General features: G+C 75.0%; 11 protein-coding genes. 10 read left to right on the top strand and 1 reads right to left on the bottom strand.

Annotated features, from left to right (window positions below; all coding sequences use genetic code 11):
• Positions 1–11: 11 nt before the first annotated feature.
• The 4 genes from hpnC to ACTWQH_RS00550 are packed head-to-tail and all read left to right on the top strand — an operon-like array spanning position 12 to position 4526.
• Positions 12–1025 (top strand): squalene synthase HpnC, encoded by a 1014-nt coding sequence (gene hpnC, locus ACTWQH_RS00535; protein ID WP_443284239.1) that lies wholly within the window; start codon positions 12–14, stop codon positions 1023–1025.
• A complete protein-coding gene (hpnD, locus tag ACTWQH_RS00540; RefSeq protein ID WP_443284240.1) occupies positions 1022–1966 on the top strand; it encodes a presqualene diphosphate synthase HpnD in 945 nt (314 codons plus the stop codon). The genes hpnC and hpnD overlap by 4 nt, the downstream gene beginning before the upstream one ends.
• Positions 1963–3459 carry a hydroxysqualene dehydroxylase HpnE gene (gene hpnE / locus ACTWQH_RS00545; RefSeq protein WP_443284241.1) on the top strand — a complete coding sequence of 499 codons (1497 nt, stop codon included), beginning with the start codon at positions 1963–1965 and terminating at the stop codon, positions 3457–3459. The genes hpnD and hpnE overlap by 4 nt, the downstream gene beginning before the upstream one ends.
• Positions 3456–4526: a polyprenyl synthetase family protein gene (locus tag ACTWQH_RS00550; protein WP_443284242.1), complete on the top strand. Its 1071-nt coding sequence runs from the start codon at positions 3456–3458 to the stop codon at positions 4524–4526. The genes hpnE and ACTWQH_RS00550 overlap by 4 nt, the downstream gene beginning before the upstream one ends.
• 35 nt (positions 4527–4561) lie before the next feature.
• On the opposite strand, the gene ACTWQH_RS00555 is transcribed toward ACTWQH_RS00550, so the two are convergent.
• Entirely contained in the window at positions 4562–5362 is an 801-nt protein-coding gene (locus tag ACTWQH_RS00555; RefSeq protein ID WP_443284243.1) for a tyrosine-protein phosphatase, read from the bottom strand.
• Positions 5363–5915: 553 nt separating this feature from the next.
• On the opposite strand from ACTWQH_RS00555, the gene ACTWQH_RS00560 reads away from it, so the two are divergent.
• From ACTWQH_RS00560 to ACTWQH_RS00585, 6 genes are all read left to right on the top strand, one after another.
• The gene (locus ACTWQH_RS00560) at positions 5916–7691 is read left to right on the top strand and encodes an ABC transporter ATP-binding protein (RefSeq protein ID WP_443284244.1); all 1776 of its coding nucleotides are present in this window, start codon (positions 5916–5918) and stop codon (positions 7689–7691) included.
• A 112-nt stretch (positions 7692–7803) separates the two neighbouring features.
• A complete protein-coding gene (locus ACTWQH_RS00565; RefSeq protein WP_443284245.1) occupies positions 7804–8610 on the top strand; it encodes a hypothetical protein in 807 nt (268 codons plus the stop codon).
• A gap of 346 nt (positions 8611–8956) precedes the next feature.
• Positions 8957–9208 carry a hypothetical protein gene (locus tag ACTWQH_RS00570; protein ID WP_443284246.1) on the top strand — a complete coding sequence of 84 codons (252 nt, stop codon included), beginning with the start codon at positions 8957–8959 and terminating at the stop codon, positions 9206–9208.
• A gap of 92 nt (positions 9209–9300) precedes the next feature.
• Entirely contained in the window at positions 9301–10107 is an 807-nt protein-coding gene (locus ACTWQH_RS00575) for a hypothetical protein (RefSeq protein ID WP_443284247.1), read from the top strand.
• On the top strand, positions 10092–12437 hold the full coding sequence (locus ACTWQH_RS00580; RefSeq protein ID WP_443284442.1) for an NHLP family bacteriocin export ABC transporter peptidase/permease/ATPase subunit: 2346 nt from the start codon (positions 10092–10094) through the stop codon (positions 12435–12437). The genes ACTWQH_RS00575 and ACTWQH_RS00580 overlap by 16 nt, the downstream gene beginning before the upstream one ends.
• A gap of 1 nt (position 12438) precedes the next feature.
• Entirely contained in the window at positions 12439–15372 is a 2934-nt protein-coding gene (locus tag ACTWQH_RS00585) for an NHLP bacteriocin export ABC transporter permease/ATPase subunit (RefSeq protein WP_443284248.1), read from the top strand.
• Positions 15373–15402: the final 30 nt, after the last annotated feature.

Genomic DNA, 15402 nt, shown 5'->3' on the forward strand with positions numbered 1-15402 from the left:
CGGCGGCCCTGGTGACGCCGGGGCCGCTCCCGGTCCCCCCGTCGGAGGCCGCCCGGGCCGAGGACGAGGCCCGGGCGCTGCTGGCCAGGGCGGAGCGGGAGAACTTCCCGGTGGCACCCCGCTTCCTGCCGGGCGCCTGGCGCGAGGACCTGATGGCCGTCTACGGATACGCCCGCCTGGTCGACGACATCGGTGACGGCGACCTGTCCCCGCGCCACCGCCGCGTCCACGCCGCCCTCCTCGGCATCGGCCCGGTCCCCGACGGCGAGTGGGAGCCCCTCACCGTCCTCGACGCGCTCGACGCCGACCTGCGGCGCGTCTTCGACAGCGCCCAGGGCGGCTCGCCGCCCCGCCACCCCCTGCTGCGCGACCTCATCCCCACCGTGCGGCGCCACGGCCTCACCCCCCGCCCCTTCGCCGACCTCATCGAGGCCAACCGCCTCGACCAGCGCCGCCACCGCTACGCCGACCACGAGCAGCTCCTGGCCTACTGCGAGCTGTCGGCCAACCCCGTCGGCCGCCTGGTCCTCGCCATCACCGGCACCGCCACCCCCGAGCGCCTGCGCCGGTCCGACGCCGTCTGCACCGCGTTGCAGCTCATCGAGCACCTCCAGGACGTCGCCGAGGACCTCGCCCGCGGCCGGATCTACCTGCCCGCCGCCGACATGCGCCGCTTCCGCGTCACCGAGGCCGACCTCGCCGCCCTCACCGCCAACGCCTCGATGCGGACCCTGGTCGCATACCTCACGGAACGGGCACGTAGGCTGCTCGACGAGGGCGCCCCCCTGGTGGGCAGCGTCCGGGGGCGGCTGCGACTGCTGCTCGCCGGTTTCGTCGGCGGCGGCCGGGCGGCGGCCCAGGCCATCGCCGACGCTGGCTACGACGTGCTGGCGGGCACGCCCCGGCCGACGAGGCGCGGCCTGCTGCGTGCGACCGGAACGACCCTGGGACGGCCCTGGGATCACATCCCCGGGCCCGTTCGGCAACGGCTGGGCCGGGACATGAGACTGCGAAGAGGAACATGAGCGCCAAGCGCGCGGCCCACGGCCCGCCACCCCCGCCGCCCGCGGTTGTCGCCGCGTACCGCTACTGCGAGGTCGTCACCGGCCAGCACGCCCGCAACTTCGCCTACGGCATCCGGCTGCTGCCCGCCGCCAAGCGGCGCGCCCTGTCCGCCGTCTACGCCTTCGCCCGCCGCGTGGACGACATCGGCGACGGCCTGCTGCCGTCCGCCACGAAGGACACGCGTCTGAGGAAGACCCGCGCCCTGCTGGACCGGATGCGCGCCGACGCCGTCCCCGAGGACGCCACCGACCCCGTCGCCGTCGCCCTCAGCGACGCCGCCCGCCGCTTCCCGATCCCGCTCGGCGCGCTGGACGAGCTCATCGACGGCGTGCTGATGGACGTGCGCGGCCGGCGCTACGAGAGCTGGGAGGAGCTGCGCGGCTACTGCCGCTGCGTCGCCGGCTCCATCGGCCGCCTCGCGCTCGGCGTCTTCGGCACCGCCCCGGGGGCGCGCGGCACGGACCGCGCCCCCGAGCACGCCGACACCCTCGGGCTCGCCCTCCAGCTGACCAACATCCTCCGCGACGTGCGCGAGGACGCCGCCGACGGCCGCACCTACCTGCCCGCCGAGGACCTGCGCAAGTTCGGCTGCCCGGACGGCGACGACGCCGGCCGGATCACCCGCCGCGCGCGGGGCTACGACTTCCCCGGACTGGTGCGCTTCCAGGTGCGGCGCGCCCGCGAGCTGTTCGCCGAGGGCTTCCGGCTGCTGCCGGTGCTCGACCGCCGCTCGGCCGCGTGCACGGCGGCGATGGCCGGGATCTACCACCGGCTGCTGGACCGCATCGACGCCGACCCCGCCGCCGTCCTGCGGGGCCGGGTGGCGCTGCCCGCCCCCCAGAAGGCCCTCGTCGCGGCCCGCGGCCTGGCCGGCATCGACATCCGGCGGTACGGCGCGTGACCCCGCCCGCCCACCCCGCCACGGCCCCCGGCCCGGCCGATCCGGACGGGCCCGATCCGGACGGGCCCGGACCGGACGGCGCCGTCGCGGCTCGCGGCCCCCGCGGGGCGCGCCCCCCCAGCGCCGTCGTGGTCGGCGGCGGGCTCGCCGGGATCACCGCCGCGCTGGCGCTGGCCGACCGGGGGATCGGCGTCACGCTCGTCGAGGCGCGGCCGCGCCTGGGCGGGCTGGCGTTCTCCTTCCGGCGCGCCACCTCCCTCGGCGAGCTGACCGTCGACAACGGGCAGCACGTCTACCTGCGGTGCTGCACCGCCTACCGCGCCTTCCTGCGCCGCATCGGAGGCGCCGGCCTCGCCCCCCTCCAGCGGCGCCTCGACGTGCCGGTGCTCGACGCCGCCCGCGGCAGGCTCGGCCGGCTGCGCCGCACCGCGCTGCCCGTGCCGCTGCACCTGGCCCCCGGTCTCGCCCGCTACCCGCACCTGACCCCCGGGGAACGCCTCGCCGTGGCCCGTGCCGCGCTCGCGCTGCGCCGCCTGGACCCGGCCGACCCGGCGCTCGACGCCCAGGACTTCGCGGGCTGGCTGCGGCGCCACGGTCAGAGCGACCGCTGCGTCGAGGCGCTGTGGGACCTGGTCGGCGTCGCCACCCTCAACGCCCGCGCCGCCGACGCCTCCCTCGCCCTGGCCGCCATGGTCTTCCGCACCGGGCTGCTCACCGAGCCCGGCGCCGCCGACATCGGCATCCCACGGGTGCCGCTGGGCACCCTCCACCACACCCTCGCCCGCGGGGCGCTGGCCCGCGCGGGCGTCGAGGTGCTGACGGCCACCCGCGCCCGCGGCGTGCGGCGCGACGCCTCCGGCGGCGGCTGGCGGGTGACCGTCGCTGGCCGGACGGGACTCCCCGCCCGCGAGCTGGCGGCCGACAGCGTCGTCCTCGCCGCGCCGCAGCGCGAGACCCACCGGCTGCTGCCGCCCGGCGCGCTGCCCGAGCCGGGGCGGCTGCTGCGCATCGAGACCGCCCCGATCCTCAACGTCCACGTCATCTACGACCGGCCGGTGCTGCGCCGCGGCTTCTTCGCCGCGCTCGGCAGCCCGGTCCAGTGGGTCTTCGACCGCACCGCGCCCTCCGGCCTCGACGGGCGCCGCCACCAGTACCTGGTGCTGTCGCAGTCCGCCGCGCACGAGGAGATCGGGCTGCCCACCGGCGTCCTGCGCGAGCGCTACCTGCCCGAGCTGGCCCGCCTGCTGCCCGCCGCCCGCGCCGCCCGGGTGTGCGACGCCTTCGTCACCCGCGAGCGCGCCGCCACCTTCGCGCCCGCGCCCGGCGTGGGACGGCTGCGCCCAGGACCCGTGACCCGCGCCCCCGGCCTCTACCTGGCGGGCGCCTGGACCGCCACCGGCTGGCCCGCGACCATGGAGGGCGCGGTGCGCAGCGGGCTCGCCGCCGCCAGGGCGGCAGCAGGCCATCGCACCACGGCTAAGGAGACCGCGTGAACGCCGCACACCCCGACGACACGGCCCACGAAGAGGTCGCCGCGCTGCTGGAGCGCGGGCGGGCCCTGGCCACGCCCGCCCTGAAGCAGGCGGTGGCGCGCCTGGCCCCGCCCATGGACACCATCGCCGCGTACCACTTCGGCTGGATCGACGCCCAGGGCCGCCCCGCCGACGGCGACGGCGGCAAGTCGCTGCGCCCCGCACTCGCGCTGCTCTCCGCCGAGGCCGCGGGCGCCGACCCCGCGGCCGGCGTGCCCGGCGCCGTCGCGGTCGAGCTGGTGCACAACTTCTCGCTGCTCCACGACGACCTGATGGACGGCGACGAGCAGCGCCGCCACCGGGACACCGTGTGGAAGGCCCACGGCCCCGCCCAGGCCATCCTCGTCGGCGACGCCCTCTACGCCCTGGCGCTGGAGGTCATCCTGCGGGCCGGGGACGAGTCCGCCGCGCGCGCCGCCCGGCTGCTGACCGACGCCAGCCGGCGGCTGATCGACGGCCAGGCCCAGGACATCACCTTCGAGCACCGCGAGCGCGTCAGCGTCGAAGAGTGCCGGGAGATGGAGGGCAACAAGACCGGCGCGCTGCTGGCGTGCTCCGCCGCCATCGGCGCCGTGCTGGGCGGCGCGGACGAGGCCACGGCCGCCGCGCTGCTGTCCTACGGCGAGCACCTCGGGCTCGCCTTCCAGGCCGTCGACGACCTGCTGGGCATCTGGGGCGACCCGCGCGCCACGGGCAAGCGCGCCTGGAGCGACCTGCGCCAGCGCAAGAAGTCGCTGCCCGTCGTCGCCGCGCTCGCCGCCCGCAACGCCGCCGCCGACCGGCTCACCGCGCTGCTGACGGCGGACGTGAAGAAGAGCCGGGAGGAGTTCGACGACTTCGGCGAGGACGAGTTCGCCGTCAGGGCCGCCCTGGTCGAGGAGGCGGGCGGCCGCAGCTGGGCCGAGGCGGAGGCCCGGCGGCAGCACGACGAGGCCCTGGCCGCGCTGCGCGGGGCGGCGGCGCTGCCGGCCGGGGTGCGGCACCGCTTCGAGGCGCTGGCCGACTTCGTCGTGGTCCGCCGGAAGTAGCGGCGCCCGGCGTAACGCCCCGCCGCGGGCGGCGGTCAGCCGCGCGTGAGGAGGTGGCCCCGCAGCCGCTCCCGGTCCGCCAGGGTGAGGCCGAGCCCCTCCGCCAGGTACCGGTCGACGCCGCCCCAGGTGTGGTCGATCTGCCCGAACGCCGCCCGGAGGTACTCCTCGTGCGCGTCGAACAGCGGCGCCAGCAGCTCCATCACCTCCGGCGACGGTCCGCCCTCCGCGTCCGGGCCGCGCCGCACCCGGTACCGCCGGTGCGGGGCGCCGGACTTCAGGTAGTCGGCGGTGATGGCGTCCCGCTCCACGCCGAGCGCCAGCAGCACCACCGCGACCGCGAGCCCGGCCCGGTCCTTCCCGGCCGAGCAGTGCAGCAGCGCGGGCACCTCGCCGGCGGCCAGGGCCCGCAGCACCCGCCCGTGCTCGGCGGTGCGGGTGAGCACCATCTCCCGGTAGGAGGCCGCCATCGACGCCGCGCCCTGCCCGTCCGGGAGGGCGGCGCGCAGCTGCGCGAGGGTGCCCTCGCGCACCAGCCGCCAGAAGTCGGCGCTGTCCGAGGGGTCGGTCAGCGGTATGTTCACGTTCCGCACGCCGGGCAGCGTGACGTCCGGCCCCTCCAGGGCCTGGTCGGCGGAGTTGCGGAAGTCGAAGACGGTCCGCAGCCCGAGTCCGGCGAGGAACGCCCGGTCCTGCTCGGTGGCGTGGGCCAGGTGCCCGCTGCGGTAGAGCCGCCCGTCGCGCACCCGCAGCCCGTCCACCGTCGGCAGCCCGCCCACGTCGCGGAAGTTGCGCACCCCAGTCAGCACGGACTCGGCGGACTGCTGCTGCGTCACGGATCCTCCAGGCACGGCGGTCACGGATGGGACGGCCCCTACTGACCATAAGCGAAGAGCTGTTCGGCGAGGCAGGCCGGCGCTCTCGCGGCCGGCGCGCTCGTCGCCCTCGCCGGCAGCGCCCAGGCCGTCTGCACCCTCGGCAACGCCGCCGCTGCCCGTCGGCGGTGCCCGTGAAGCCGAGGCTGTCGCCCGCCTGCTGGCTCACCGAGGCCACGTCCGGCGTCGGCATCGCCGTCAGCTGCTGGTCCCCGTAGGCCCCTGCCGGCACGACCGGTCCGAAGGTGACGTGTTGGCGTAGGTCAGGGCGAGCCCCGACAGCAGGTGGCCGGTGCTGTGGCCGCGCAGCCGCCGCACGGCTCGGCGTCGCTGGGCGGGCCGCCCGCAGCGGTCCGGCGACGCGCACCGGCTACGCCACCACCCCGGCAACCGCTCGAAATGTTTTCGAGAGTGCCGGGTGCCGAAAACGGCTGACGAAGGATCGATAGAGTGGGAAATTGTGCGTTCGTGCCGGACGCCCGGCCAAACACGGACCGGAAGGGACGCTGAAGTGATGGCTGTGGCGGCGTTGTCCGAAGGCCCACTCGACCACCGCTACCGGGGCGAACACCCCATCCGCACCCTCGCCTACCTCTTCCGCGGCGACCGCTGGCGCCTGGCCGCCGCGTTCTGCGTCTTCGTCGTCAAGCACAGCCCGGTCTGGCTGCTGCCGCTCGTCACCGGCGTCATCATCGACACCGTCGTGCTCCACCTGCCGCTGCGCCGGATCTGGATCGCCGCCGGGATGATCATGGTGGTCCTGGCCCTCAACACCCCTCTGCACCTGCTGTGGGTCCGCCTGATGTACGGCAGCGTGCGCCGCACCGGCACAGCCCTGCGCTCGGCCCTGTGCACCAGGCTCCAGCAGCTGTCCATCGGCTACCACAACCGCGTCAGCGCGGGCGTCCTCCAGGCCAAGGTGGTCCGCGACGTCGAGACCGTCGAGCAGATGGTGCAGCAGACCGCGGAGCAGGGGCTCGGCGCCACCACCGTGCTGCTCGGCGGCCTCGTCATCATCGCGGTGCGCACCCCGGAGTTCCTGCCGGTCTTCCTCTTCGTCGTGCCCGTGGCCGCGCTGCTGGTGGTGCGGCTGCGCCTCCGGCTGCGCACCCACAACGAGACGTTCCGCCAGGAGGTGGAGTACCTCTCCTCGCGGGTGAACGAGATGACCCGGCTGATCTCCGTCACCCGCGCCCACGGCCTGGAGCGCGACGCGCTGCGGCGCATGGACACCACCCTGCGGCGGGTGCTGACCTCGGGCCTGCGCCTGGACCTGGTGAACGGCCGCTTCGCCTCCCTGGCATGGGTCTTCCTCAACGCCCTCGGCGTGACCTTCCTGACCGCCGCCGCCCTCGTCGCCTACCACGGCCTGTGGGGCGTCACCCCCGGCGACGTCGTCATGCTCAGCGCCTTCCTCACCACCCTCACCAACTCCACCAGCACCCTGCTGGGCCTCGCGCCCGTCATCAGCAAGGGACTGGAGTCGGTCCGCTCGGCCGGCGAGGTGCTCCAGGCCCCCGCCCTGGAGGAGAACGAGGGCAAGGCCGGGGTGACCGGGGTGCGCGGGGCGTTCGAGTTCCAGGGCGTCGGCCTCACCTACGAGACGGGCGGGCGGCCCGCCGTGCGCGACTTCACCCTCGCCGTCGCCCCCGGCGAGACCATCGCCCTCGTCGGCGCCTCGGGCGCGGGCAAGTCCACCGTCGTCAACCTGGTGATCGGCTTCATCCGCCCCACCACGGGCCGCCTGCTGCTCGACGGCCACGACATGAACGAGCTGGACCTGCGCACCTACCGGCGTTTCGTCTCGGTGGTCCCACAGGAGTCGATCCTCTTCGAGGGCACCGTCCGGGAGAACGTCGCCTACGGCATGGAGAACGCCGACGAGGAGGCGGTCCGCGCGGCGCTGAGGGACGCCAACGCCCTGGAGTTCGTCGACCGGCTGCCCGGCGGCCTCGACGCGGTGGTGGGCGAGCGCGGCGCCCGGCTCTCCGGCGGCCAGCGGCAGCGCCTGGCGATCGCGCGGGCCCTGATCCGCGACCCGCGCGTGCTGATCCTCGACGAGGCGACCTCCGCCCTGGACACCCGCTCCGAGGCGCTGGTCCAGGAGGCCCTCGGCAGGCTGCTCCACGGCCGGACCACCTTCGTCGTCGCCCACCGCCTGTCGACCATCCGGGGCGCGGACCGCATCGTCGTCATGCGCGACGGCGCCATCCAGGAGATCGGCGGCCACGAGGAACTGCTCCGCAGGGGCGGCGTGTACACGACGCTGCACAGCGGCCAGCTCGCGTAGCGGGCGAAGCCCCAGGTTTCGGGAAGGGGCGCAGTGGGGGAAATCTCCGGCGTCGGCCCTGTCACGGCCGGCACACCAGTAACCCCCACAACACCACCCCCACGGAGAAGCGATGACGCTCCCACACATAAAGCCCGTGCTCGCGACCCTCGCCGCCGCCGCCACGCTGGTGACCGTCGCCGGCACCGCGCCCGCCTCGGCCGAACGCCCCCACCCCCGCGCCGGTTGCGAGTCCGACCCGGCGCTCCTGTTCTGCGAGGACTTCGAGGACCTCGAGCCCGGCGCGGGCACCGGCGCCGACTGGGCCGCCGACACCGGCAACGGCACGCTGAGCGTGAAGCCCGGCCGCCAGGGCCAGGTGCTGGGCGTTCACACCGACGGCAACGGCCACGCCTTCCTGGAGGTCGAGGACTTCGCCGCGCCCGGCAACAGCTTCTTCGGCCGGATGCGGGTGAAGGTCGACGCGTTCCCCACCGCCCCCGACTGGGCCCACTTCACGCTCGTCGAGGCCACCGGCGTCGGCGACGGCACCATGGTCCGCCCGATCGGCGGCCAGTGGGTGCCGACCGAGGGGGACGGCGCGGCGCTGTGGGGCGTCGGCTCCGACGGCGGCCCGACCGGCGACTGGACCGACTGGCAGGCCACCGCCCCCGCGGAGGCCGGGCGCTGGCTGTGCCTGGAGTGGGAGCTGGACGCCTCCGACAACCGGGTCTCGGTCTGGATCGACGGTGAGGCCAAGCCCGAGATGACCGCCACCACCACCGACCACGGCGGCAACGCGGTCGACTTCCTCTTCCCGGAGTTCGACACCGTCCGCATCGGCTGGCAGCTCTACCAGGCCGACCCCACGCCCGCCTCCTACGACCTCCGGCTGGACGACCTGGCCCTGTCCACCGAACGCCTGGGCTGCGGGAGCTGACCCGGCCACAAACACCCTTCGGCAAACCTTCACACCTTGCGTGCAACCGCAGGCACGTGTCTCCGGGAGTCCTGGTATGACGGACACACGCTGGGTGTGGGGGTTTGTCGCATTCTGCCCTTGTCTTCGCGGAGGGTGGCCCGGCCTCCCACGACCCCATTACGCGAAAAAGTTGGCCTTCCTTGGAGAAAAAAGCTGCACGGCGGTGACCAGCGGCGATGCCGCTCCGGCCGGGCGCGGCAACAAGGCTGGCACAGCTCGCTGTCCCCGTGCTTACATCACGACCCGTTGTTGCGATCCGCTCGCCGGATTGTGATGAAGCTGACAAGTGAAGGGAATATGCATCTTGCGTAAGGACCTTGAGACTCAGGAGATCGCGGACGCCGAGCTCGACGCCGTCGCCGGCGGCCTGGGCGGTTACGCCTCCATCTCCGGTGGCCTGGTCGGCGCCGTGACCTCGGACGTCTCCAACGCCGTGGGCTCGCTGGAGACCGTGGGTTACCTGCAGGGCGTGGCGGGCGAGGCGACCGGCACCGTGTCGGGCTACACCGGCGTCTCCGCCAACACCGGCTCCCTCACTGGCCTCGTCGGTCTCTGAGAGGTACCCATGAACCCCGGACCGAGCGGCTCCGGGGTTCATGGCTACCGGGGTGACAAAGGCACGAAGGCACGAGGGCCGAAGGAAGAGCCGTGCAGTTCCGCCAACGAGCGCTGTCCCGACTGCAGTCGCCCGAAGAACTCGATCTCCCCGTACGCCTCGCCCGCCCCCAGGGGCGCCTCGTGCTGGCCGTCACCGTCGTCGTCATGGCCGCCGCGGGCGTGTGGGCGCTGACCGGCTCGGTCTCCTCGAAGGTGACCGCGTCCGGCATCCTCACCCACGCCGAGGGGAGTTACACCCTCCAGAGCCCGGTCGCCGGCCAGGTCACCAGCGTCCTCGCCGAGGAGGGCCAGCTGCTGGATCCCGGCGAGCCCCTGCTGACGGTGCGCACCGAGGACGGCGACCGCGACGTCGAGGCCGTGGCCGGCGGCCAGCTCACCACCGTCATCGCCCGGGCCGGAGCCGTGGTGACGGCCGGCGCGGACGTCGCCACCCTGGAGCACGTCAGCGGCCCCGACGAGCCGCTGGTCGCCGTGCTCTACCTGCCCGGCGACGGCGGCGCCGCCATCCCCGTGGGCGCCTCCGTCGACCTCAGCGTCCAGTCCGTGCCCCGCGAGCGGTTCGGCGTGCTGCGCGGCCGCGTCGAGGCCGTCGGCAGCGCCCCCCTGACACGGCGCCAGATCAGCGGCTTCCTCGGCGACGAGCAGCTCGCCGAGCACTTCTCCCGCGAGGGCAGCCCCATCGCCGTCGTCGTCCGTCTCGAGCGCTCCCGGGCCACCGAGTCCGGGTACGCCTGGTCCTCCACGGACGGCCCCCCGTACGCCGTCGCCTCGCGCACCCCGGTCACCGGCGCCGTCCACCTCGCCGCGCAGCGCCCCGTCGACTGGCTGCTGCCGTGACGCCGCCACGAGCCCGCGGCGGCCGCACCTCCCCGCGGCCCGCCACCCCCGGGCCGCCGCCTCCCGCGCCCCGGCGGCACCGCCACGAGGCCGAGGGCGGCGCCCGCCGCCGCGCCGGGCCGGCGGGCCGGGCGGCCCGCCGTGCGCCGCGCCGCCGCCCCCCGCGCGGCAGGCGCGTGCGCACCCCCACCGTGCTGCAGATGGAGGCCGTCGAGTGCGGCGCCGCCGCGCTGGCCATGGTCCTCGGCCACCACGGCCGCTTCGTCCCCCTGGAGGAACTCCGCATCGCCTGCGGCGTTTCCCGCGACGGCTCCCGCGCCAGCAACATCCTCAAGGCGGCGCGGCGCTACGGCCTGAACGCCAAGGGCATGCAGATGGACCTGGCCGCGCTCGGCGAGGTCCGCGCCCCGGCCATCCTCTTCTGGGAGTTCAACCACTACGTCGTCTACGAGGGCCCGGGCCGCCGCCTCGGCCGCCGCGGCTGCCACGTCAACGACCCCGCCAGGGGCCGTCGCTTCGTGCCGATCGAGGAGTTCGACGTGAGCTTCACCGGCGTCGTCCTCGTCATGGAGCCCAGCGCCCGCTTCCGCCGCACCGGCCGCAAGCCCGGCGTGCTGCGCGCCATGCCCGCCCGCATGCGCGGCACCTCCGGCACCATGCTCGCCGCCGTCCTCGCCAGCCTCCTGCTGGTCGCCACCGGCGCCTGGGTGCCCGCGCTCAGCCGCACCTACATCGACACCTTCCTCATCGGCGGCGACACCTCCCTCCTCCGCGTGCTCTTCGCCTCGATGGCGACCGCCCTCGCGCTGGCCCTCACCCTCACAGCGCTCCAGCAGGCCAACCTGCTGCGCGGGCGCATCATCTCCTCCACCCTGGGCAGCGCCCGCTTCCTGCGGCACCTGCTCAGACTGCCCGTCGCCTTCTACTCCCAGCGCAGCCCCGCCGACCTCGTCCAGCGCCTGCAGTCCAACGACACCGTCGCCGAGACCCTCGCCCGCGACCTGGCCGCCGCCGCCGTGGACGCCGTCGTCGTCGTGCTCTACGCCGTGCTGCTGTGGACCTACGACCCGCAGCTCACCGTCGTCGGCGTCATGATCGCGCTGCTCAACCTCGCCGCCATGCGCCTGGTCATCGGCCTGCGCGCCACCGGCACCCACAAGCTCCGCGCCGACGCCGCCCGCCTCACCAACACCTCCTACGGCGGCCTGACGCTCATCGAGACGATGAAGGCCACCGGCGGCGAGAACGCCTTCTTCCGCCGCTGGGCCGGGCAGCACGCCACCACCCTGGAGACGCAGCAGCGCCTCGGCGTCCCCAGCGCCTGGCTCGGGGTCGTCGCCCCCACCCTCGCCACCCTCAACAGCGCCCTGATCCTCATGATCGGCGGGCTGCGCGCGGTCGAGGGTCACCTGACCGTCGGCCTGCTCGTGGCGTTCCAGGCGCTGGTGACCAGCTTCACCGCGCCCATCACCCGCCTCAACGGCGTCGCCGGCCGCCTGCAGGACTTCGCCGCCGACCTCGCCCGCCTGAAGGACGTCGAGAACTTCCCCGCCGACCCCGTCTACTCGCGCCGCGAGCCGGGCGGCCCTGGCGGCCCCGGCACGCGCCGCCTGAAGGGCCACGTCGAGCTCGACCGGGTCACCTTCGGCTACAGCCCTCTCGACCCGCCCCTGCTGAAGGACTTCTCGCTGTCCGTCGGCCCCGGGCAGCAGGTCGCGCTCGTCGGCGGCTCCGGCAGCGGCAAGTCCACCGTCTCCCGCCTCATCGCCGGCCTCCACGCCCCGTGGGAGGGCGCCATCCGCATCGACGGCATGCCGCTGGCCGACATCCCGCGCGGCGCGCTGGCCGCCTCCGTCTCCTTCGTCGACCAGGACGTCTTCCTCTTCGAGGGCACCGTCCGCGACAACGTCGCGCTGTGGGACCCCTCCATCCCCGACGAGGCCGTGACCGAGGCCCTGAAGGACGCCGCCGTCTACGGCGTCGTCGCCCGCCGCCCCGGCGGCATCCACAGCCGCGTCGAACAGGACGGCCGCAACTTCTCCGGCGGCCAGCGCCAGCGCCTGGAGCTCGCCCGCGCGCTGGTGCGCCGCCCCAGCGTCCTCGTCCTGGACGAGGTGACCAGCGCGCTGGACGCCGTCACCGAGCAGCTCATCATCGACAACCTGCGCCGCCGCGGCTGCGCCTGCGTCGTCATCGCCCACCGGCTGAGCACCATCCGCGACAGCGACGAGATCCTCGTGCTCGACCGGGGCACGGTCGTCGAGCGCGGACGCCACGAGACGCTGCTCGCCGCGGGCGGCCCGTACGCCGAGCTGGTCAGGGAGCACTGAGATGACCGAGACGACCGCGTGGCCGGCCGACCCGGTCATCGCGGCGCTGGGCGGGCTCGGCACCCCGGTCGACTGCGCAGGGCTGCGCGCGGTGAACCTCGAGGGCCCCCTCGTGCTGTGGCTCGTCGCCGAGGGCGCCATGGACCTCTTCGCCGTGGACACGGCGCTCGAGGGACACCGGCACTTCCTCGGCCGGGTGCACGCGGGCACGCTGCTGCTGGGCCCGGTCCAGGGGCCCGAGCACACGCTGATCGCCCGCCCCCTCCCGGGCTGCTGGCTGCGCCGCATCGAGCTGCGCGAGCTGCAGCGCCCGGCGTACGAGCAGGAGTTCGCGAGCCCGTACGACACCTACGGCGGCGGGCACGGCCAGGCGCACGGCGGCGGGTACGCCGACGGGTGGGACACCGGGCAGTGGTACGCCGACCTCTGGCAGCAGGGCGCCGCCGGCGGCGCGTCGCCCACCCCCCTCGAGGACGCCTTCGCGCGCGGCATCGGCCGCGGCCTGCGCGTGCTCTACCAGGCGCCGCTCGACGGCGCCACCCCGGACGCCGAGGCCGGCGCCGGCGGCGACGACGACATCCTGTGGATCCACGTCACCCCCGGCGGCGTCCGCTACGGAGCGGCGTACGACGCCAACGCGGCCGGAACCCTCCTCATCGACCCCGCCGTCTGGCAGGGCATGGTCGACCATCAGCACCGGCTGCTCAGCGCCCTGGACCGCTGGATCGACCAGATGGAGCGCGCCCACGCCGACCGCGCCGAGGCCGGCATCCGGGCCGGCGAGGCCGCCCGCACCCGGGCCGACCGGACGCTGCTGGCCGCCATCGACCGCTCCGCCGCCGCCAGCCGCCCCGACCCCGGCGGCGACGCGACCCTCGCCGCCTGCCGCATCGTCGCCGACGAGGCCCGCATCACCCTCGCCGAACCGGTCGGCTCCGCCGGCGGCGCCGGCGACGGCGACGGCCGCCTCGACCCCGTGGAGCGCCTCGCCCTCGCCTCCCGCGTCCGCACCCGCACCGTCCGCCTCGCCGGCCGCTGGTGGCGCGAGAACACCGGCCCCCTCGTCGGGCGCCGCGTCCGCGACGCCGCGCCCGTCGCCCTGCTGTGGCGCCGCGGCCGGTACGTCGCCGTCGACCCCGCCACCGGCACCCGCGAACCCGTCCGCGCCGCCAACGCCGCCCGCTTCGAACGCCGGGCCGTCATGCTCTACCGCCCCCTGCCCGACCAGCCGCTGGGCCTGATCGGCCTGCTGCGCTTCAGCGTCCGCGGCACCCGCGCCGAGTTGCGCGGCCTCCTCCTCGGCGGGCTCGTCGCCGTCGGCCTGGGCGCCCTGGTCCCCATCGCCACCGGCCGCGTCCTCGGCGCGTACGTCCCCCGCGCCGAGACCGGCCTCATCGTGCAGACCGGCATCGCCATCATCGCCACCGGCGTCGTCGCCGCCGTCTTCATGCTCATGCAGAACATCGCCATCCTCCGCGTCGAGGGCCGCGTCGAGGCCACCCTCCAGCCGGCGGTGTGGGACAGGCTGCTGCGGCTGCCGACGACGTTCTTCGCGGGCCGCTCCACCGGCGAACTGGCCAGCGCCGCCATGGGTATCAGCGCCATCCGCCGCGCCCTGTCCGGCATCGGCCCGGTCTGCGTCCAGGCCGGCACCGTCGGCGCCGTCAACCTCGTGCTGCTGCTGGCGTACAGCGTGCCGCTGGCGCTGGTCGCCCTCGCCATGCTGCTCACCATCGCCGCCGTCTTCCTCGGCCTCGGGCTGTGGCAGCTGCGCTACCAGCGGCAGCTCATCGAGCTCAGCAACAAGCTCAACAACCAGGCGTTCCAGACCCTGCGCGGCCTGCCCAAGCTGCGCGTCGCCGCCGCCGAGAGCTTCGCCTACGCCGCCTGGGCGGGGGAGTTCGCCCGCTCCCGCGAACTCCAGTGGCGCGTCGGCCGCATCAAGAACGCCATCACCGTCCTCAACGCCGTCTGCCTGCCGCTCACCACCCTCGTGATGTTCATGCTGCTGGCCGGCCCCGCGCGCGGCACCATGTCCGCCAGCGCGTTCCTCACCTTCTCCACCGCCGTGACGATGATGCTCTCCTCCGTCACCCAGGCGACCGGCGCGCTGCTGTCGGCGGCCGCCGTGCTCCCGATGTTCGAACAGGTCAGGCCCGTCTTCCAGGCCACCCCCGAGGTGACCGGCGGCAGCGCCCAGCCCGGCACCCTCGGCGGCCGCGTCGAGGCCCGCGGCCTGACCTACCGCTACACCGACGGCGGCCCCCTCGTCCTGGACGACGTCACCTTCTCCGTCCGGCCCGGCGAGTTCCTCGCCGTCGTCGGCCCCAGCGGCTGCGGCAAGTCGACGCTGCTGCGGCTCCTCATCGGCTTCGACAAACCCGCCTCGGGCAGCGTGCTCTTCGACGGCCAGGACCTGGCCGCGCTCGACCTCGCGGCGGTGCGCCGCCAGTGCGGCGTCGTGCTGCAGAACGCCCAGCCCCTCACCGGCTCGATCCTCGACTGCATCCGCGGCGACGAGGCGTACACCCTGGAGGAAGCGTGGGAGGCCGCCGCCATGGCGGGGCTGGCCGAGGACATCAAGGCCATGCCCATGGGGATGCACACCATGCTGTCCGACGGCGGCGGCACCGTCTCCGGCGGCCAGCGGCAGCGCCTGATGATCGCCCAGGCCCTCATCCGCAAGCCACGCGTCCTCTTCCTCGACGAGGCCACCAGCGCGCTCGACAACGAGGCGCAGCGCGTGGTCATCGAGTCCACCCGTGCCCTGCGCGCCACGCGCGTCGTGATCGCCCACCGGCTGTCCACCATCATGGACGCCGACCGGGTCATCGCCATGTCCCACGGGCGGATCGTGCAGCAGGGGACGCCCGCCGAACTGCTCGCCGACTCCAGCGGACTCTTCCACGAGCTGGTCCGCCGTCAGCTGACGTGAGCACGGACGCGAAAACGGGGGGCTTGCGAA

The organism is Streptomyces sp. 6N223 (assembly GCF_052246635.1).
Classification (GTDB): Bacteria; Actinomycetota; Actinomycetes; order Streptomycetales; family Streptomycetaceae; genus Streptomyces.

Coding starts and splice junctions, on each gene's coding strand:
- hpnD (WP_443284240.1), top strand. CDS start 1,022: ATGAGCGCCAAGCGCGCGGCCCACGGCCCGCCACCCCCGCCGCCCGCG.
- ACTWQH_RS00560 (WP_443284244.1), top strand. CDS start 5,916: ATGGCTGTGGCGGCGTTGTCCGAAGGCCCACTCGACCACCGCTACCGG.
- ACTWQH_RS00565 (WP_443284245.1), top strand. CDS start 7,804: ATGACGCTCCCACACATAAAGCCCGTGCTCGCGACCCTCGCCGCCGCC.
- ACTWQH_RS00585 (WP_443284248.1), top strand. CDS start 12,439: ATGACCGAGACGACCGCGTGGCCGGCCGACCCGGTCATCGCGGCGCTG.